The organism is Streptomyces sp. CA-210063 (genome assembly GCF_024612015.1).
Classification (GTDB): Bacteria; Actinomycetota; Actinomycetes; order Streptomycetales; family Streptomycetaceae; genus Streptomyces.
In genome coordinates this window covers 9,424,077-9,442,594 of sequence record NZ_CP102512.1, presented here as the reverse complement: position 1 = coordinate 9,442,594, position 18,518 = coordinate 9,424,077, and the positions used below count along the sequence as shown (strand labels likewise).

The window sequence follows — 18,518 nt, the reverse complement described above, 5'->3', positions numbered from 1 at the left end:
CCAGAACCGAGGGCAGCGGATTTCCCTTCCAACGCGCGAAGGCTCCACCCCGGCAGTCGGACGCTGTTGGTTAATTCGGGGGCGGCTCTTACTCGGCCCCGCTGAGCTTTGGCTCTGCGGGGCCGAGTGCTGCGAAGTGGCGGGTGCGGGTGCGGGTGCGGGCCCGGGGCGTTCCGGTGAGATGGGCGTCGATGCGGGCGAGGTTGATCGCGGCGCCGGTGAGCTGGTGCTGGAGGCTGGTCTTTGCGACGCCGCGGTAGCGGGATCTGCGCAGGCCGCAGCGTTGGACGCCCTGGGAGATGGTGCCCTCCACTCCTGCGCGGGTCTTGTAGCGGTCCTTCCAGGCGTCGGGGTCCTAAGCGGGGGCTCCGTGTTGTCCGGAGCTTCCTGCACGCACGCAACCTGAAACATTTCAGGTACACCACGCGACGAAAGCTCTACAGACTGGCGGCCAGCCCAGTGAGATGCACATATGACGCAGCCACACAAATCGGGGGAGTACTCGTGACTGTTGTACGACGTTTGACCGCTCTGACCGGAAGCACCGTTCTGGCAGTAGCGGGTTTGGCCACGCTGTCAGCTACCCCAGCCTCCGCTGCGACGTGTTACGGAGGAGCGAAGTCCTACACCCTGGCTGACGGCAGCTACGCCTACCCGAACGAGAGCCCCAACACATCATCAGGCTGGCTCACGACTTCGAGCCGCTGCGCCGACATCAACATCAAGCCCAAGCGCGACGTCCGCGTCCGTGCCTGCTTCAAGTCGAGTTCGGGCACAATCACCTGCAACGCTCTCAGGGACGCTGACGAGGGCGTGTGGACCGTGGTCGCATCAGATGTGTTGGATGGTACGAAGTTCAGGATCTCGTTCACGACCCATGGACCAGACTCCGGGTCCTACGCCGCCTAACGGCCCCGAGGTTTGTACTGATCTGTTCGTGCAAGCCCCCGCCGGCACCGGATGCTGTTGGCGAATTCGGTCGACGACCACCAATTGGGTTGTGGGTCTCAGCGACACGCCGTGACCGCGGCGTGTCGCTGAGACTGAACGCACAATCGCCGGCGGCTCTACGGGATTCGCCAACAGCATCCGGCAGTCGGGGTGGAGCCTCTATGACCGGTGTCGCTGGCCAAGACGTCTACACAGAGCATAACCAGCCTTCGGGCTGACCGTCCTTCAAGGGGCCCCACGCTATTGGGACGACTCGCTCTCGACGGTGAGTACTCCTTCCACCCCGCGAAATAGTTGCCGCCACACGGATCACCTCCGCTTGAGCGGAGGTGATCCGCGCGCGTCGCCGTAGATAGAGGGGATCAGTGCGTGCTCTCCGCGCGAGCGGAGGTGATCCGGACATCTGGCGCCACATGATCAGGCAGCACTTGTGCTCTCCGCGCAAACGTCGTCGGCCAGGGCCCGGGCGGCGCCCTCCTGGACATCGAGCGCCTCGAGCAGGGGCTGGGTGCTGGCCGGACTCCTTCAGTGCGGAGGGGCCCGCCGCGCGTGCGTGCGGCGGGCCTCTCTCTCGGCTTGCTGGTGGCAGGCTCAGAGCTTGACGATCATCTTCCCTACGCTCTCGCCCCGCATCATCGCGAGGAAGGCGTCCAGGGTGTTGTCGAGGCCGTCCCGCACGGTTTCGCGGTAGCGGAGCTTGCCCTCGGCGAGCCAGCCGCCGACCTCGCGGACGAAGTCGGGCTGGAGGTCCAGCTCTTCGCTGAACATGAATGCCAGGATGTCGGAGCGCGTCACCAGCAGGTTCCACAGGTTGCGCGGCCCGACGACCTTCTCGTCGTTGTACTGGGAGACCATCCCGCACAGGACGATCCGTGCGTGCAGCTTGAGAGCGCCGATCGCCGCCTCCAGGTGCTCGCCCCCGACGTTGTCGAAGAAGACGTCGATGCCATCCGGCGCCGCGTGGGCCAACTGCTCGGCGACCGGCCCGTTCTTGTAGTTGAAGGCCGCGTCGTAGCCGTACTCCTCGATCAGCAGCTTGACCTTGTCGTCGGAGCCCGCGCTGCCTATGACGCGTCCGGCACCCTTCAGCTTGGCGATCTGGCCGACCTGGCTGCCGACTGCGCCCGCCGCGCCGGAGACGAAGACCGTGTCGCCCTCCTTGATCTTCGCGAACCGCTCGAGCCCGATGTACGCGGTGAGGCCGGTGACGCCGAGGGCGCCCAGGTAGGCGGTGAGCGGGGCCAGATTCGGGTCCACCTTCTGGGCGGTCGCCGCGTCGAGGACCGCGTGGTCGCGCCAGCCGAGTACGTGGACCACGTGGTCGCCGGGCGCGAAGCCCTCGGCGTTGGACGCGAGGACGCGGCCGACCGCGGGGCCGTCGAGCGGTGCATCCACGTCGTAGGGCTCGATGTAGGACTTCTTGTCGCTCATCCGGCCGCGCATGTAGGGGTCTACCGAGAGGTACTCGTTGACGACCAGGAGCTGCCCGGGGCCGAGCGCGGGGAGTTCCACCTCGCGCAGCGAGAGGTTCGACGCCGTCGGCCAGCCCTCGGGGCGGGCATCCAGGTGCCAGGCGCGGGCGGTGGTGGGCAGGGTCTGCTCGGACATGTGGATCAAGTCCCTTCGGAGAGAGTGCTACTCGAGGAGGTAGTGGTCGTGGGGGGCGTGGCCGTGATCGCGTCCGACGACGACGGAGCTGTTGCGCCTGGTGGGGGCGCGGGTGCCGCCGCTTTGTCCGTCGGAGCGGCATCGGCTGCGGTAGGCCCGCCTGCACCTGTGTGGCATGTTGTGCGCGCCGTTCGAGCTGATGACGAGCACGGTTTCCTCAAGTCAGGGGTGTGCGGGGTTCAGAAGGCGGCCGGGGCGGCGGTCGAGAGGTCGGCAGCAGGGCCGTCGGCCTTGGACTGGCGGGGCATCAGGAACGCGAGGACCGCGGCCAGGGCGACCGCACCGGCTCCGACCCACAGCGCCGGGACCAGACCGTCGACGAAGCGCGTAGCGGACTCGTAGCCGCCCTGGGCGGAGAAGACCGCCGCCAGCGACGCGACTCCGATGGCTCCGCCGACCTCACGGATGGCGTTGTTGGCGCCGGAGGCGATGCCCTCTTCCTCGGGGCGGACGGTGCTCATGACGAGGTTCGCGGACGGGGCGAAGAACATTCCCATGCCGATTCCGCAGACGATCAGCGCCGGCAGCAGGGAGGTGTACGACACGTCAGGTTCGACAGCCAGCGCCCAGAGCCCCAGGCCCACAGCGTTGAGGGCCATCCCCACCGCGACGACCGGTTGGCCGCCGATGCGGTCGGAGAGCGCGCCTGCGAGCGGCCCGGCGATCATGGGCATGGCGGTCCAGGGCAGCATCCGCACCCCGGCCTCCATCGGCGAGTAGCCGCCGACCGTCTGCAGGTACTGGCTGAGGAGGAAGATCGACCCGAACATGCCCAGGAACATCAGCAGGCTGGCCGCGTTGATGGCACTGAACGAACGATGGCGGAAGAGCCGCATCGGCAGCATCGGGTGCTTGACGCGCTGTTCCCACAACACGAAGCCGACCAGCAGGACCGCGCCGCCGATCAGACCGACCAGGACCGGGGCGCTGGTCCAGCCGTCGATGTTGCCGCGGATCAGGGCGTAGACGATGCCGAACAGGCCGCCGCTGGCCAGGACCGTGCCGACGGGGTCGAGGCTCGGGGTGGGGCCGTGGCTCTCCTTGAGACGCAGCAGGGCGAGCGGCATCAGGATCAGCCCGATCGGGACGTTCACCCAGAAGATCCACTGCCAGGAGATGTGCTCGGTGAGCGTGCCGCCGATGAGGGGTCCGGTGGCGACGGCGATGCCGCTGGCCGCGCCCCAGATACCAAAGGCCACGCCACGCCGCTCGGCCGGGACAGCGGCCGAGAGCAGGGTGAGTGTCAGGGGCGTCACGATGGCGGCACCGACGCCCTGCACCGCTCGGGCGGCGATGAGTTCGTTCATCCCCGGTGCGAGCGCGGCCGCGGCGGAGGCGGCGGTGAAGATGCCGAGCCCGAGGACGAACAGCCGTCGCCGCCCGAACCGGTCACCCAGCGAGGCGCCGAACATCAGCAGGACCGCGAAGGTGAGGGTGTAGGCGCTCACCGTCCATTCGAGGTCCTCAAGTCCGCCACCGAGGTCCTCACGGATCGAGGGCAGGGCAGTGGTGACGATCAGGTTGTCCAGCGCGGTGATGAACCCGGCCACGCTGGTGATGACCACGGCCCAGATGGCGGAGCCTCTCCGGGCGGGCTGCTGGTGTTGCTGCTGTGACATGACTTTCCTAGGTCAGACGGAACGAGTGACAGATCAACAGAGGGCATGGCCCTCGCCATGTCGTCCTCAATCCGGTGGGGGGGCGCGCAGTGATCACGCCCGACGCTACGGGCGGAAGGCCGCAAGCGGATCTGTCACCCCATCTGTCAAGGGGTTGCCAAGCGGCGGTGAACAGGCGGTGTCGTGAGTAGCCCCGGCCGCGGTGGGCCCTTAATATTTCAAGCAAATGAACCTGTATGGACGGCGCCAGGAGCAGGCAGCCCTCGACCGGATCCTTGACGCCGCTCGTCAAGGCGCCGGGGCGGCTCTGATGGTGTGGGGCGAGCCGGGTATCGGCAAGACCGCCCTGCTCGACCACGTGGCCGAAGCAGCTGCCGGCGACTTCACCGTCGTGAGATGCCGGGGTACCCGTCTGGAGTCGGGGGTGGCGTTCGCCGGCCTGCACGAACTGCTGTGGCCGGTGACGGACCGCATCAGCACACTCCCCGAGCCGCAGGCCAACGCCTTGAACGGGGCGCTCGGCATCAGCGGTGACGTGGCGGACCCGTTCCTGATCAGCGTGGCGGTACTGACGCTCGTCGGCGAGCTGGCCGGGCAGCGGCCGGTGCTGATCGCCGTCGACGACGCCCACTGGCTGGACGAGCCCTCCGCAGGATGCCTGGCCTTCGTTGCCCGCCGCCTGCGCGACGAGCCCGTGGCCATGCTCCTGACCGGACACGACGATCCTGTCGAGGGACCGTGGGAGGAGCTGGCGGCGATGGAGGTCCTTGGGCTGGACGACGAGGACGCCCGGCTGCTCGCGGCTGCCGTCGCTCCGCACGCGGACGAGGCGGTGATCCGCCGCACGGTCCGCGCGGCGGCCGGCAATCCGCTCGCGCTCCAGGAACTGCCCACGTCCATGGCGGCGGGCGATATCTCGACGCACCCTCTCGCCGGTGAGCAGATTGCCGTCGGGCCCCGCCTGCGCCGCGCCTTCCGTGCCCGCATCGAGAGGTTGTCCGCGCCCGCCCGCACCGCGCTGCTGCTCATCGCCGCCGATGACCGCAGCGACCGGAACACCGTGTGCCAGGCGAGTCTCGTGCTCGGCCTCGACTCGGTCGCGTGGGACGAGGCCCTGCACTCGGGCCTGCTCACCACGCGTCCGGACGGTCGTATCCGCCTGCGCCACCAGCTGATGGGGGCGGTGGTCTACGAGGAGGCGCCGCCCGCGGACCGGCAGGCGGTTCATCGCGCGCTCGCCTCCGTGCTGACCGGCGAGAACGCCGACGAGTTGCGCCCGTGGCACCTCGCCGCGGCTGTGGAAGCCGCGGGCGGACCTGACGGGGAGGTGGCGCGGCTGCTTGAGGAGTCGGCCGATCGAGCCTGGGCACGCGGCGGCTGCGCCACGGCCGGCCGTGCTCTGCGACGCGCGGCGGCGCTGTCCCCCTCCACGGACGACGCGGCCAGGCGGCTGGCTCTCGGAGCGAAGGCGGCCTGGGCGGCCGGCCAGGCCGATGTGGCGCGGGACATGCTGGCGCGGGCCGAACGGATCTCCTCCGAAGTCGAGGTCGCGGACCTCAGTGAGGGCTTGCGTGGGCTGATCGAGTTCACGCACGGCCATCTCGAAACCGCCTGCGGTCGGCTTGCCCGGGACATGGAGCGGGTGGCCGATCCCGAGCAGGCGTTCACACTCGGCATCATGGCGCTGTGGGCGGCGTGGGCGGCCGGGCACGGCGAACTGCAGCGCGAGGCTCTCCACCGGCTCGAGCGGCGGCTCTCGCAGGGGGACTTCCCGAACGCCAGTCTGCTGCCGTTGCTGCGCGCATGGTGGACGGAGGACCAGGACTGCGGCGCCGATGACCGCGACCAGGTGGTGGCTCTCAGCGGTGAGGGCTTCGGCCGGCTCAGCAACAGTTCCTGGCTTCTGATGCCACCGGCGCCGCTGGGAGTGGCCTGGGGCATCGAGCACGTCCTGGGGGAGGGCCTCCACCGCGGGATCGACACGCTTCGGCACACCGACCAGGTGACGGCCCTGACCCAGGCGCTGGCCCAGACCGTGACGGTCGACCTCGCGCAGGGAGCCTGGGCCCTGGCCGAGGCGAACACCATCGAGGGACTCCGAGTGGCGCAGGAGATCGGCGACGAACACTCGGCGTCGCAGTACCGCAACTGTCTCGGATGGCTGGCCGCCGTGCGAGGCGATGAGCGGACCGTCGCGGACCATGCCGCCCGGACCATGGAGCTCTGGATGCCGCGCGGAGGGCGCGTCTTCAGCGCGGCCGCGCAGTGGAGCCTCGGTATGTCGGCGCTCTTCGGCGGCCGGGCCGAGGAGGCTGTGGGCCGCCTGGTCCGGCTGACCGAGGACGGGCACCACGCGGCGCACCCCACCATCGCGCTGCTGGCCGCGCCGGACACCGCCGAGGCCGCGGTCCAGGCCGGGCAGCGGGCGACGGCCGAGGAACAGGCGCGGCTGCTGCGGCGGTGGGCCGAGCGGTCCAACGCCCCCTGGGCGGTCTCCGCGCTGCACCTTGTCCATGCCCTGCTGGAGTCCGGACCGGAGGCGGAGAAGCACTTCCGGCTCGCGCTGGATGTCCCCGGAGCCCAGTCGCGGCCCTTCGCCTACGCCCGCACCCGCCTGCTCTACGGCGAGTGGCTGCGGCGGGCCCGCCGCCGTACCGACGCCCGGGCACAGCTGGCGGAAGCCGCGGAGACTTTCCGGCGACTCGACGCGGCCCCTCTACTCGCCCGCACCCGGGCCGAACAGGAACTGAGCGGGCAGCACGTGCGCCGCGACCCGGCACCGGACCGGGACGCCGCAACGGTCCTGACCGCGCAGGAGGCGAGAGTCGTACGGCTGGCCGCGGAGGGCCTCACCAACCGGGAGATCGGGACACAGCTGCTGATCAGTCCTCGTACGGTGGGCTATCACTTGGCCAACGTCTTCCCCAAGCTCGGCATCGTCTCGCGCGCCGACCTCGCGCGCGTCGATTTCGGGGACGGGCTGCGTCTGATGGACTGACCGGCTGTCTCTCGGGACCGACTGAGTGGACGGCTGATGCCCGGCACGGCCGCCCTTTGACGGGTGCTGTCGGGCACACCACCGCTGACCGATACGGCCACTGCCATGAAATGAAAACCTGCCGAGCTGCTTGTCGTCAGCGGCCTCGACCAGTTCGTTCACCAGGGCCGCAGCGGTGGTGTGGCGGACGCGGTACCCAGGGCGATCAGCAGGTGGGACTTGTCGGTGCCGGAGTCCCCGATCAGACACAGCGGGTAGCCCTTGGTGATCCAGTCGCAGGTGGCGCGGTTGTGGATGACGGCCGGGTCGACGTTGGGGTTAGCACGGTACCGGGCACGGTTTCACCGTCCAGGCCGAACTCCCTGTAGAACGAGCGTCATGATCCGTGTCCTGCTGATCGACGACCAGCCGCTCATCCGAAGCGGCTTCCGCGCGCTCCTCGACCTCGAAGACGACATCGAGGTCGTGACCGAAGCCGCCGATGACGAAGAGGGCTCGGCGCTCGTCAAGGAGCATCTGCCCGACGTCGCGCTCATCGACATTCAGATGCCGGTCATGGACGGCATCGAGGCGACCCGGCGCATCGCCGCGGATCCGGGCCTGGCCGACGTGCACGTCGGCCTGCTGACCAACCACGGCATGGACGAGTACGTCTTCGAAGCACTGCGCGCCGGCGCCGCCGGGATCCTGGTCAGGGACATCGTGCCGGAGGACTCCGCGCCGACTCCCAGCAGGGCGCTCACCACCCCAAGTTGAACAAGGCCTGTTGGTGACCGGCCCACCGGCCTGGCCAGTCGAACCGCAGGGCTCCACGCAAGAGGGTCGCGTAACCCATCGGGGCAGTTTCCTCTTCGGGCCGTTTCCTATATCCATCGGCACGCAGGCCGCCGACGCCCCTGGACGACATCACTGATCGAGCGATACGAAGGCGACAGTGCCCCACAACACGATGAACAGCCGAGGTCGCCCTACCCGCGCCCACGCACCCGCCGTGCCGGTATCCACACTGCCTCCACTGCCGGCCCGGTGCTCGACTGCCGCGCTGGGGACAACAACCCGTGCCGCGCAACCCGCAAACGGGACAGCGAGTCGGCGTGGAGACACCGTCGGCCTGGACACGGCTGCGTCGTCCCGGTCCCTGTCCGGTCCCTGGACCTTGGTATCGAGCCTCAGGGCAGTCGCCCGGACGGCGAGCGACAACCACGACCACCTACTTCGCCGCAGGTCAGAGGGGTTGGAGCTCCCCCGAGCGCCGGCGGTCTCCAAACTTGCGAGCAGCGGATTCAGTCCGTTCAGGCAAAGTTGACACTCCGACAGCCAAAAATGAACGTTTCCGCAGGTCAGAGCCCTGCAAGGGTGGGGCGGGTGGGACTCGAACCCACGGCCGACGGATTATGAGTCCGCTGCCCTGCTCCACGTCGAAACTCGCTCCTCCCAGGCTTCCCGGTCGTCGGCATGCAGCCAGCCGACCATGAAGCTGCTGACAGACCTCCTGCAGGATTCTGCAGGCGAGCCAAGCCCAGGGGGAACAGTTCCCCAACCTCGCTCCTTGCCCCATTCGGTGCGGCCGGACTTTGCCCCTACAGTCCCACCAGGGCACCTAACCGAGGAAGCTCAATCGGACCTGACGGTTGGGATTGTCCCTGTTCGTATCGACCAGGCACACCGACTGCCAGGTCCCCAGTTCCAGCCTCCCGCTGATGACCGGCAGGGTGGCGTGGGGTGGGACGAGGGCGGGGAGGACGTGGTCGCGGCCGTGGCCGGGGGTGCCGTGGCGGTGCTGCCAGCGGTCGTCGGCGGGGAGGAGGGTGTGGAGGGCGGCGAGGAGGTCGTCGTCGCTGCCGGCGCCCGTTTCGATGATGGCGATGCCGGCCGTGGCGTGCGGGACGAAGACGTTGAGGAGACCGTCCCGGCCGGCGGCAGCCTCGCGGAGGAACGCCTCGCAGTCGTGGGTGAGGTCGACGACCCGTTCACGGGAGCCGGAGGCGACGTTCAGGACTCGGGTGGTGAAGGCATCGGACATGGTTCCATTTTCGCGCACCACGACGGCGTCGCGCGGGAGTGACCGCCCGCGCCGGAGCAGGCCCATCCGGCGAATGACCGCCCGGACCGGGAGCGGCCCACGCGGTGATACGCGGCGTCCACTCCGCGAGACGCCATTGACCATGCACAGGCAGGCTGGCTAATTTCGCCGCATGTTGCGTTCAGCCCTGCTCACTTCGCGCGGTCACATCGACCTGCTGCGGGTGGCCTCCGCCGCGTGTCGCCGCGGCTGCTGACGCCTTTTCATCCCTCTTGGCCTGCGCGCCGAACCACCCGCACGTCTGACGCCGTCCTCGGTCCCCGCTCCTCTCCGCCGGAAGCCCTTGGCTTCCGTCCGGGACCGATCGTCCGTTGAGGCGGATCCACCGAGCGATCCGTTGACCGGCGTCGGACGCGGCGGCGCCGCACGCCACCCCCGCCCTTGTGCCACCGGCGCTCTCCTCCCCCTGGAGCTCTCATGAGCATCAGCCATGCCCCACCCGGCTCACCCGAGCCGGATATTCCGGATAAGCCCCATGACACAAACGACTCTCAGGGCTTTGCCAATTCTGCCGATTCTGCCGGTTCTGCCGGTTCTGCCAGTTCTCTAGGGGTCGGACTCGGTCTCGAACCCCTCGATCTCGAACCCATCGTCCCCAGTTCCTCCCGCCGCACCCGCGTCCCCCGCTGGCTGCGGCGCACCTCCGGCCCCCTCCTGCTGCTCGCCCTGTGGCAACTCCTCAGCACCACCGGCGTGTTGACCGCAGACGTCCTCGCCTCGCCGGGGCGGATCGCGCGGGTGGCGGGTGATCTGATCGGCGACGGTTCGCTGTCCGCAGCGATGGGGACGTCGCTGCAGCGGGTCGCGCTCGGGCTGTTGTTCGGGACCGTCGTCGGCACCGGACTCGCCCTGGTGTCAGGGCTGTTCCGGGTCGGCGAGGACCTCGTGGACGCCAGTGTGCAGATGCTGCGGACCGTCCCGTTCGTCGGTCTGATCCCGCTGTTCATCATCTGGTTCGGCATCGGCGAGGCCCCGAAGGTCGCGATCATCACCCTCGGTGTGTCGTTCCCGCTCTATCTGAACGTGTACGCCGGAATCCGCGGTGTCGACTCCCAGTTGATCGAGGCCGGGGAGTCGCTCGGGCTGTCGCGCTGGGGGCTCGTACGGCATGTGGTGCTCCCCGGCGCGCTGCCGGGCGCCATGACCGGTCTGCGGTACTCCCTCGGCATCGCCTGGCTCGCGCTCGTCTTCGCGGAACAGATCAACGCGGACGCCGGTATCGGCTTCCTCATGGTGCAGGCGCGGGACTTCCTGCGGACCGACGTGATCGTGGTCTGCCTGATCGTCTACGCCTTCCTCGGCCTGCTCGCCGACTTCATCGTCCGCTCCCTCGAAAGGCTGCTGCTGCAATGGCGACCGACGTTCACCGGCCGGTGACCACGAACGAGGCCCACCCGGCCCCCGCCGCGACCACGCACGCCCCCGCCCCCGCCCCCGCCGTGCACGTAGAGGGCCTCACCCGCTCCTTCGACGGCCGTGCCGTCATCGACGATCTCCGACTCGACATCCGGCCGGGCGAGTTCGTCGCCCTCCTCGGCCGCAGCGGCTGCGGCAAGTCCACCCTGCTGCGCATCCTCGCCGGGCTCGACCGCGACATCGAGGGCACCGTCCTGGTGCCGCGTCGCAAGGCGGTCGCGTTCCAGGCGCCGCGGCTGATGCCCTGGAAGAGGGTGTGGCGGAACGTCCTCCTCGGTCTGCCGGGCAGGCCCGCACGCGCCCTCGCCGAGCAGGCGCTCACCGAGGTCGGCCTGGAACATCGCTCCGGCGCCTGGCCGAAGACCCTCTCCGGTGGCGAGGCCCAACGCGCCTCCCTGGCCCGGGCGTTGGTACGCGAGCCCGATCTGCTGCTGCTCGACGAGCCGTTCGGCGCCCTCGACGCGCTCACCCGCATCAAGGCGCAGCGTCTGGTGGGCGAGTTGTGGCAGCGGCGCGGCTGCGCGGTGCTGCTCGTCACCCATGACGTCGAGGAGGCGGTACTGCTCGCCGACCGCGTCCTGGTGATGGACGAGGGCGTGATCGCGTACGAGACCGAGGTCGGCCTGGACCGGCCCCGCGACCTCACCGACCCCCGGTTCGCCGAGCTGCGCGGCCGGCTCCTCGAACGGCTGGGCGTCGACACCGCCGCCGAAGCCGCCTGAACTGCCCCCCGAGTACGGGGGTCGCTCGCTCCCCCGGTGACACCACCTGCCTCCGCTGCCCCACCTGAACCAACCGAACGGAATCCCCATGCGACGAAGTCTCGCGCCCGCCCTGCTCCTCCCCCTGGCCCTGCTCCTCTCCGCCTGCGGCGGTAGCTCCTCGGCCGACACCTCGATCGGTGGCGGAACCGACGGCAAGGGCTCGCTCACGCTCAACGTCGGTGACCAGAAGGGCGGTTCGGAGGCCATCCTGCGGGCCGCCGGAGAGCTCGACGATCTCGACTACAAGATCAAATGGTCGACGTTCTCCTCGGGCCCGCCCCTCCTGGAGGCTGTCAACGCGAAGGCCGTCGACATCGGCGGCGTCGGCAACACCCCGCCGGTCTTCGCGGCCGGGGCCGGCTCCAGGATCACGGTCGTGGCCGCCTGGCACGGTACGTCCCAGGGCGACGCCATCCTCGTACCGAACGACTCGAAGCTGACGAAGCCCGCGCAGCTCAAGGGCAGGTCCATCGCCGTGGCCCAGGGCTCGTCCGCGCACTACCAACTGGTCGCCTCCCTCAAGGACGCCGGGCTGACCTTCGGCGACGTCGAGGTCAAGTACCTCCAGCCGGCCGACGCGCTCGCCGCGTTCACCTCCGGCAAGGTCGACGCGTGGGCGGTGTGGGACCCGTACACCTCGCAGGTGCTCAAGGCGAAGCAGGGGCGCGTGCTGACCACCGGCGACGGGATCACCAACGGCCTCACCTTCCAGGTGGCGGCGCCCACCGCGCTCAAGGACAAGAAGAAGTCAGCGGCCATCCAGGACTATTTGGAGCGGCTGCGGCGCGCCTACACGTGGGTCTACTCCCATGAGGACGAGTGGGCGCAGGTCTGGGCGAAGGAGACCGGGCTGCCCGAGGACGTGGCGCTGGCCGCGGTGAAGCGTACGTACACCACCCGGATCGCGGTGGCCGTCGACAAGCCGCTCATCGCCTCCGAGCAGGAGATCGCCGACGCCTTCACCGAGTTGAAGCTCATTCCGAACGAGGTCGACTTCGGCGACTTCACCGATCCGCGGTTCAGCGGCGGCCTTCCGCCGTCGACCACCGCTCCCCGCCCCTCGGAAGGGTCGTGACATGACCGTCCATCTTCACTGGTTCCTGCCGACGGGCGGCGACGGCCGTACCCTCGTCGACCGGCACGCGTACGCGCCGAACGCCCTCCAGGACGGCCGGTCGTTGCCCGGGGTGCGTCCGCCGGACATCGAGTACCTCGCGCAGATCGCCAAGGCGGCCGAGCAGTTGGGCTTCGAGGCGGTGCTCACGCCTACGGGTACGTGGTGCGAGGACGCCTGGCTGACCACGGTGGCGCTGGCGCAGCACACCGAGCGGCTGAAGTTCCTGGTCGCGTTCCGGCCGGGGGTGATCTCGCCGACGCTCGCCGCGCAGATGGCGGCGACGTACCAGCGCATCACGCGCGGACGGCTGCTGCTCAACGTCGTCACCGGCGGCGACTCCGCCGAGCAGCGCCGTTTCGGCGACCATCTCGACCACGATCAGCGGTACGCCCGTACGGACGAGTTCCTGTCCGTCGTACGAGGGGTGTGGGGCGGGCAGCCGTACGACTTCGACGGCGTCCATTACCAGGTGGAGGGCGGGCTGACCGCGCTGCCGCCCGACCCGGTTCCGCAGGTCTTCTTCGGCGGTTCGTCGGCGGCGGCCGGTCCGGTCGCGGCCCGGCACGCGGATGTGTATCTGACGTGGGGCGAGCCTCCGGCACAGGTCAAGGAGAAGATCGACTGGATCCGGTCGCTGGCCGAGCGGGAGGGGCGTACGGTCCGGTTCGGCATCCGGCTGCACACCATCTCGCGGGACTCGTCGGCGGAGGCGTGGTCGACGGCGAACCGGCTGCTCGACGACCTCGACGCCGACACGGTCGCGGCCGCGCAGTCGGCGCTCGGGCGCAGCGAGTCGGTGGGTCAGCGGCGGATGCTCGCCCTGCACGGCGGCTCCCGGGAGGAGTTGGAGATCCACCCCAATCTCTGGGCGGGGGTCGGTCTCGTCCGTGGCGGTGCGGGAACCGCGCTCGTCGGCAGTCATGCCGAGGTCGCGAACCTGATCGAGGAGTACCACGCACTCGGCGTCGAGCACTTCGTGCTCTCCGGGTATCCGCATCTGGAGGAGGCGTACTGGTTCGGGGAGGGCGTGATTCCGGAGCTGGCGGCGCGCGGTCTGCTGACGGGCGCGGGCACGGCGGCGGGGGCGCCGCTCCTCGTGGCCGGGGGGCGCTGACCGCCGGAACCGCCAGGTCCCACGCCCTTGCGCGAGGCCTTCGCTGCCCGGGGGAAGATGAGAGCCCTTCCCCCGGTTAGTAGAAGCGTGAACAACATGCGCGAGGTCGAGGTAGTCGTCATAGGCGCTGGTCAGGCCGGTCTGGCCGGCGCCTATCACCTGCGGCGATCCGGTTTCGAGCCGGAGCGCGACTTCGTGGTGCTGGACCACTCACCCGGTCCGGGCGGCGCCTGGCAGTTCCGGTGGCCTTCGCTGACGTACGGCAAGGTGCACGGGATGCACGCGCTGCCGGGCATGGAGCTGACGGGTGCCGACCCGGCCCGCCCGTCCGCCGAGGTCATCAGGGAGTACTTCGACGAGTACGAACGCACCTTCGACCTGCGGGTGCGGCGTCCGGTGGACGTCCACGCGGTGCGGGAGGGCGAGGGCGGGCGGCTGCTCGTGGAGACCTCGGACGGCACGTGGTCGACGCGGGCGCTGATCAACGCGACGGGTACGTGGGACCGGCCGTTCTGGCCGCGCTATCCCGGTCAGGAGACCTTCCAGGGGCGGCAGTTGCACACCGCGCAGTATCCGGGGCCGGAGGAGTTCGCCGGGCTGCGGGTGGTCGTGGTGGGCGGGGGCGCTTCCGGGACGCAGCATCTGCTGGAGATCGCGCCGTACGCCGCCGCGACGACGTGGGTGACGAGGCGTCCGCCCGTCTTCCGCGAAGGGCCGTTCGACGAGGGCGTGGGGCGGGCGGCGGTCGCCATGGTGGAGGAGCGGGTGCGGCAGGGGCTGCCGCCGAAGAGTGTCGTGTCGGTGACGGGGCTGCCGCTCAACGACGCGATCCGGCAGGGCATCGCGGACGGCGTCCTGGACCGGCTGCCGATGTTCGACCGGATCACGCCCGACGGCGTGGAGTGGGACGACGGCCGCCGCGTGGACGCGGACGTGATCCTCTGGGCGACCGGCTTCCGCGCCACCATCGACCACCTGGCGCCGCTACGACTGCGCGAACCCGGCGGCGGCATCCGCGTCGACGGCACCCGCGCCGTCGCCGATCCACGGATCCACCTCGTCGGCTACGGCCCGTCGGCGAGCACCATCGGCGCCAACCGCGCCGGCCGCGCGGCGGTGCGCGACATCAGGCGACTGCTGACGGGCGAGCCGGTCGCCGCCGCCTGACGCTGACGTTCTGGACCGACTCGGTACGGCCGCCCTGGTCCTGTACGCACCGGTACTGAGGCCTCCCGGACCCGCCCGGTACGCCCCAGGTACGGCGGCCTCCCCGGACAGCCCGTACACGCCCGGTACGGCGGTCCCCCAATCCCGCGCCCTGTACGCGAAAGCGGTCCCGGTCCTCAGCCGGCCCCCTGCGGGGAGGGCTCGGAGCTCGCCGACGACTTCTTCCGGTTCTGGTTGAACTCCGCGACATTGCGCAGGTGCTCCTCGTAGTTCGCCGTGAAGCGGGTGTCGCCCGGTTTGACGGTGACGAAGTACAGCCAGTCGCCCTGCGCCGGATTGATCGCGGCGCGCATCGCCTCCTCGCCCGGGTTGGCGATCGGCGTGGGCGGCAGGCCCATGCGCTGGTACGAGTTGTAGGGGCTGTCGATCTTCGTGTCGTCGATGCTGGTGTCCAGCGTGGTGCGGTTCAGCGCGTAGTTGATGGTGGAGTCCATCTGCAACGGCATGCCGCGCGCCAGGCGGTTGAAGACGACCCGGGCGACCTTGCCCATGTCCGCCTCGGTGGCCGCCTCGGCCTGGATGATGCTCGCGACGGTGACGGCCTGGTAGACGTTCATCGCGTTGCGCTGGGCCCCGGCCGTGATCTGACCGCCGTTGAACTTCTTGTGCGCGGTTTCGACCATGAACGTCAGCAGGGACTCCGGGGTCGACTTCTCCTTCAAGGAGTACGTCGCCGGGAAGAGATAGCCCTCGGGGTTGCCCTCGGCCTCGGCCGGGAGGGTCAGCTTGGCCTTGGCCAGGGACTTCTTGGTGGATCCGGCGGGCAGGGCGAGGGCCTTGTCGACGGCTTCGTAGACCTGGCCGGAGCGCCAGCCCTCCGGGATCACCAGGGATGTGGGGCGCTCGGCCTCGCCGTCACCGCTCTCCACGATCAGCAGCGGCACCGCCACGGCGGTGGCCGCCACGACGGCTCCGGTCGCGATGAGGGCGGCCCGGCCCCGGCGCGTCAGTCGAATCGTGCTCCGTGGCGGAGTGTTCATCTGCATGCGGGCACGGTAACCCGCATATCACCTCAAAACCGGCATATCTTCATCTTGTCGGCTCCAGTTTCGGTGTCTGGCCCATCTCTCGGGCCGGCTTCACCCGTGCGTCCCGCCGTACGAGTGCCGCGTACCGCCCGCCCCGTTCCAGCAGTTCCTCGTGCGTGCCGCGTTCGACCGCGCGGCCGGCGTCCAGGACCACGATCTGGTCGGCGCCGCGGACGGTGGAGAGCCGGTGGGCGATGGTGACGGTGGTGCGGTTGGCCGAGAGCGCGTCGATGGCCTCCTGAACGGCGTGCTCGGTGCGGGTGTCCAGGGCGCTGGTCGCCTCGTCGAGGATGAGGACCGGCGGGTCGCGCAGGATGGTGCGGGCGATGGCGAGGCGCTGCTTCTCACCACCGGAGAACCGGTGGCCGCGTTCACCGACGACCGTGTCGTAGCCGTCGGGCAGGGCCGCGATGTGGTCGTGGATCTGGGCCGCCCGTGCCGCCGCGTACAACTCCTCGTCGGTGGCGTCCGGCTTGGCGAAGCGCAGGTTGTCGGCGACCGAGGCGTGGAAGAGGTACGTCTCCTGGGAGACGACGCCGATGCCGCGGGCCAGTGTGTCGAAGTCCAGGTCGCGCACGTCGACCCCGTCGAGGGTGACGCGGCCGCCCGTGACGTCGTACAGCCTCGGTACCAGGCAGCCGAGCGTGGACTTGCCGGCGCCGGTCGGCCCGACGACGGCGAGGCTGCCGCCGGCCGGGACGGTGAGGTCGATGCCGTCGAGGATCGGGCGCCCGTTGCTGTCGTTGCCGTGGTCGTCGCCGTCGTAGCGGAATTCGACGTTCTCGAAGCGGACTTCGCCCTTGACCTGGTCGAGGTGGACCGGGCGCTCGGGCTCGGTGATGTCGATGGGCAGGTCGAGATACTCGAAGATGCGCTGGAAGAGGGCGAGCGAGGCCTGGATCTGAACGCCGGTGGACAGCAGGCTCACGGTCGGCCGGAACAGGTTCTGCTGGAGCGAGACGAAGGCGACGAGCGTGCCGACCGAGACGGACGGGCCGCCGAGCTGGAGTGCGACGCCGGCGGTCCAGTAGATGACGGCGGGCATGGCGGCCATGACGACGGTGATGATCGCCATGCGCCACCGCCCGGCCATGTTCGACCTGACCTCCAGGTCGACGAGCCCTTCGGACTCCTCGGCGAAGGACTTGGTGAGCGAGTCGGCGCGGCCCATCGTGCGACCGAGGAGGATGCCGCTGACGGAGAGCGACTCGGTGACCGTCGCGGCCATGGCGGCCATCTGCTTCTGGCGCTGGGTGGTGATCTTCTTGCGTTCGTCGCCGACCCGGCGGCTTATCCACACGAACAGCGGCAGCAGGAGCAGGGTGACCACGGTGAGCCGCCAGTCCAGGGCGACCATGGCGACGACGGTGGCGATCACGCTGGTGGAGTTGGAGACCAGGGAGGTGGCCGTGGAGGTGACGGTCGCCTGCATGCCGCCGATGTCGTTGGCGATGCGGGACTGGACCTCGCCGGTGCGGGTCCGGGTGAAGAAGGCGAGCGACATGCGCTGCAGCCGGCCGTAGACGGCGGTGCGCAGATCGTGCATGACGCGCTGGCCGACGGTCGTGGAGATCAGCGTCTGCAGGACACCGAAGATGCTGGTGAGCACCGCGCTCAGGATCATGCCGAGCGCGAGGAGGCTCAGCAGGCCGGTGCGGCCCTCGGGGATCGCGGTGTCGAGAATCTCCTTGAGGAGGAAGGGCGTGGCGACCGAGGCGAGCGACGCGGCGCCGACGAGCAGGCCCACGATCGCGAGCCGGCCGCGGTAGGGCCGGAACAGCTTCAGGATGCGGGGCACCTGCCGGGGCTGTTCCCGCGGGTCGTCGGGCGATGCCCAGGTGGGTTCGTTGTCGGGGTGCATGGGCTCCTACGGGAGGTGAGGTGAAACGGACTTACGGAGCTTAGCTCATTGTTACCTATGCTCACAATGAACAAGGTCCTGATATTGTTCCCCGCATGACCACCCCCGACGCCGACGGTCTGCTCGCCGAGCAGTTGCTGCGGCTCACCCGCCGTGTGCACCGCATCCAGAGACGCCATCTCCAGCAGAGCGGGCTGGAGATCACCCCGGCGCAGTCACGGCTGCTGCGCGCCCTCGCGCACTACGACACGCCGCCGCGCATGGCCGATCTGGCGGAGCGGCTGGAGGTCGTGCCCCGGGCCGTGACAACCCTGGTCGACGCGCTGGAGGAGAGCGGCCGGGTGCGCCGGGTGCCCGATCCCACCAACCGGCGGGTGATCCGGATAGAGGTCACGGACGAGGGCCGCAAGGTCCTGCGGGAACTGCAGCACGCCCGGCGGTCGGCGGCGGAGGAGATCCTGGCGCCGCTGCGGGACGATCAGCGGGGGGTTCTGGGCGGGTTGCTCGACACGCTGGTCGACGGGGTGCCGGGGGCGGAGCGGCGCTGCTGAATCGATTCCTTGGGCATGCGTATTTCCTTGGGCATGCGGAAGGGGCCCGGCGCGGGGTGCTGCGCCGGGCCCCTTCTCGTCAGGGGGGCCGAGATCAACCGGCCTTGGATCGCCTCGGGGT

Annotated in this window: 13 protein-coding genes and 3 pseudogenes; 9 read left to right on the top strand and 7 right to left on the bottom strand. The window is 69.8% G+C overall.

Annotated elements, in window-relative coordinates; all coding sequences use genetic code 11:
- Positions 1-88 precede the first annotated feature (88 nt).
- The 3 genes and pseudogenes from JIX56_RS41355 to JIX56_RS41345 all read right to left on the bottom strand — a co-directional run.
- Positions 89-349 (bottom strand): annotated as a pseudogene (locus JIX56_RS41355) (transposase); the annotation flags it as partial.
- Between the two features lie 1,193 nt (positions 350-1,542).
- A complete protein-coding gene (locus JIX56_RS41350; RefSeq protein ID WP_257548808.1) occupies positions 1,543-2,559 on the bottom strand; it encodes an NADP-dependent oxidoreductase in 1,017 nt (338 codons plus the stop codon).
- A gap of 239 nt (positions 2,560-2,798) precedes the next feature.
- The gene (locus tag JIX56_RS41345; protein WP_257548798.1) at positions 2,799-4,238 is read right to left on the bottom strand and encodes a DHA2 family efflux MFS transporter permease subunit; all 1,440 of its coding nucleotides are present in this window, start codon (positions 4,236-4,238) and stop codon (positions 2,799-2,801) included.
- A 226-nt stretch (positions 4,239-4,464) separates the two neighbouring features.
- Between JIX56_RS41345 and JIX56_RS41340 the strand changes: the two genes are divergently transcribed.
- Positions 4,465-7,236, top strand: coding sequence for a helix-turn-helix transcriptional regulator (locus JIX56_RS41340; protein ID WP_257548796.1), 2,772 nt, complete (start codon positions 4,465-4,467; stop codon positions 7,234-7,236).
- Positions 7,237-7,359: 123 nt separating this feature from the next.
- Here JIX56_RS41340 and JIX56_RS41335 read toward each other — a convergent pair.
- Positions 7,360-7,565, bottom strand: a pseudogene (locus JIX56_RS41335) (ATP-binding protein); the annotation flags it as partial.
- 49 nt (positions 7,566-7,614) lie between these two features.
- Here JIX56_RS41335 and JIX56_RS41330 point away from each other — a divergent pair.
- A pseudogene (locus JIX56_RS41330) lies at positions 7,615-7,950 on the top strand (response regulator); the annotation flags it as partial.
- Positions 7,951-8,836: 886 nt separating this feature from the next.
- Here the strand turns inward: JIX56_RS41330 and JIX56_RS41325 are convergent.
- Positions 8,837-9,259, bottom strand: a complete 423-nt coding sequence (locus JIX56_RS41325; RefSeq protein WP_257548794.1) for a secondary thiamine-phosphate synthase enzyme YjbQ — start codon at positions 9,257-9,259, stop codon at positions 8,837-8,839.
- A gap of 172 nt (positions 9,260-9,431) precedes the next feature.
- On the opposite strand from JIX56_RS41325, the gene JIX56_RS48195 reads away from it, so the two are divergent.
- From JIX56_RS48195 to JIX56_RS41300, 6 genes are all read left to right on the top strand, one after another.
- The gene (locus JIX56_RS48195) at positions 9,432-9,515 is read left to right on the top strand and encodes a putative leader peptide (protein ID WP_383991831.1); all 84 of its coding nucleotides are present in this window, start codon (positions 9,432-9,434) and stop codon (positions 9,513-9,515) included.
- 221 nt (positions 9,516-9,736) lie between these two features.
- Positions 9,737-10,696 carry an ABC transporter permease gene (locus JIX56_RS41320; protein ID WP_257548792.1) on the top strand — a complete coding sequence of 320 codons (960 nt, stop codon included), beginning with the start codon at positions 9,737-9,739 and terminating at the stop codon, positions 10,694-10,696.
- Entirely contained in the window at positions 10,669-11,457 is a 789-nt protein-coding gene (locus JIX56_RS41315; protein WP_257548791.1) for an ABC transporter ATP-binding protein, read from the top strand. Before JIX56_RS41320 ends, JIX56_RS41315 begins: the two co-directional genes overlap by 28 nt.
- 88 nt (positions 11,458-11,545) lie before the next feature.
- Positions 11,546-12,574 (top strand): ABC transporter substrate-binding protein, encoded by a 1,029-nt coding sequence (locus JIX56_RS41310; RefSeq protein WP_257548790.1) that lies wholly within the window; start codon positions 11,546-11,548, stop codon positions 12,572-12,574.
- Position 12,575: 1 nt separating this feature from the next.
- Positions 12,576-13,730, top strand: a complete 1,155-nt coding sequence (locus JIX56_RS41305; RefSeq protein ID WP_257548789.1) for an LLM class flavin-dependent oxidoreductase — start codon at positions 12,576-12,578, stop codon at positions 13,728-13,730.
- An 87-nt stretch (positions 13,731-13,817) separates the two neighbouring features.
- A complete protein-coding gene (locus tag JIX56_RS41300; RefSeq protein ID WP_257548788.1) occupies positions 13,818-14,897 on the top strand; it encodes an NAD(P)/FAD-dependent oxidoreductase in 1,080 nt (359 codons plus the stop codon).
- A 176-nt stretch (positions 14,898-15,073) separates the two neighbouring features.
- On the opposite strand, the gene mltG is transcribed toward JIX56_RS41300, so the two are convergent.
- Together mltG and JIX56_RS41290 are read right to left on the bottom strand one after the other, a co-directional pair.
- Complete coding sequence (gene mltG / locus JIX56_RS41295; RefSeq protein ID WP_257548787.1) at positions 15,074-15,943, bottom strand: endolytic transglycosylase MltG; 870 nt, start codon at positions 15,941-15,943, stop codon at positions 15,074-15,076.
- A 43-nt stretch (positions 15,944-15,986) separates the two neighbouring features.
- Positions 15,987-17,846: an ABC transporter ATP-binding protein gene (locus JIX56_RS41290; RefSeq protein ID WP_257548786.1), complete on the bottom strand. Its 1,860-nt coding sequence runs from the start codon at positions 17,844-17,846 to the stop codon at positions 15,987-15,989.
- Positions 17,847-17,941: 95 nt separating this feature from the next.
- Here JIX56_RS41290 and JIX56_RS41285 point away from each other — a divergent pair, with 95 nt between their 5' ends.
- Positions 17,942-18,397: a MarR family winged helix-turn-helix transcriptional regulator gene (locus JIX56_RS41285; protein WP_257548785.1), complete on the top strand. Its 456-nt coding sequence runs from the start codon at positions 17,942-17,944 to the stop codon at positions 18,395-18,397.
- Positions 18,398-18,518 lie beyond the last annotated feature (121 nt).

Coding starts and splice junctions, on each gene's coding strand:
- JIX56_RS41340 (WP_257548796.1), top strand. CDS start 4,465: ATGAACCTGTATGGACGGCGCCAGGAGCAGGCAGCCCTCGACCGGATC.
- JIX56_RS41285 (WP_257548785.1), top strand. CDS start 17,942: ATGACCACCCCCGACGCCGACGGTCTGCTCGCCGAGCAGTTGCTGCGG.
- JIX56_RS41315 (WP_257548791.1), top strand. CDS start 10,669: ATGGCGACCGACGTTCACCGGCCGGTGACCACGAACGAGGCCCACCCG.
- JIX56_RS41345 (WP_257548798.1), bottom strand. CDS start 4,238: ATGTCACAGCAGCAACACCAGCAGCCCGCCCGGAGAGGCTCCGCCATC.
- JIX56_RS48195 (WP_383991831.1), top strand. CDS start 9,432: ATGTTGCGTTCAGCCCTGCTCACTTCGCGCGGTCACATCGACCTGCTG.
- JIX56_RS41310 (WP_257548790.1), top strand. CDS start 11,546: ATGCGACGAAGTCTCGCGCCCGCCCTGCTCCTCCCCCTGGCCCTGCTC.
- JIX56_RS41320 (WP_257548792.1), top strand. CDS start 9,737: ATGAGCATCAGCCATGCCCCACCCGGCTCACCCGAGCCGGATATTCCG.
- JIX56_RS41290 (WP_257548786.1), bottom strand. CDS start 17,846: ATGCACCCCGACAACGAACCCACCTGGGCATCGCCCGACGACCCGCGG.
- JIX56_RS41325 (WP_257548794.1), bottom strand. CDS start 9,259: ATGTCCGATGCCTTCACCACCCGAGTCCTGAACGTCGCCTCCGGCTCC.
- JIX56_RS41305 (WP_257548789.1), top strand. CDS start 12,576: ATGACCGTCCATCTTCACTGGTTCCTGCCGACGGGCGGCGACGGCCGT.
- mltG (WP_257548787.1), bottom strand. CDS start 15,943: ATGCAGATGAACACTCCGCCACGGAGCACGATTCGACTGACGCGCCGG.
- JIX56_RS41350 (WP_257548808.1), bottom strand. CDS start 2,559: ATGTCCGAGCAGACCCTGCCCACCACCGCCCGCGCCTGGCACCTGGAT.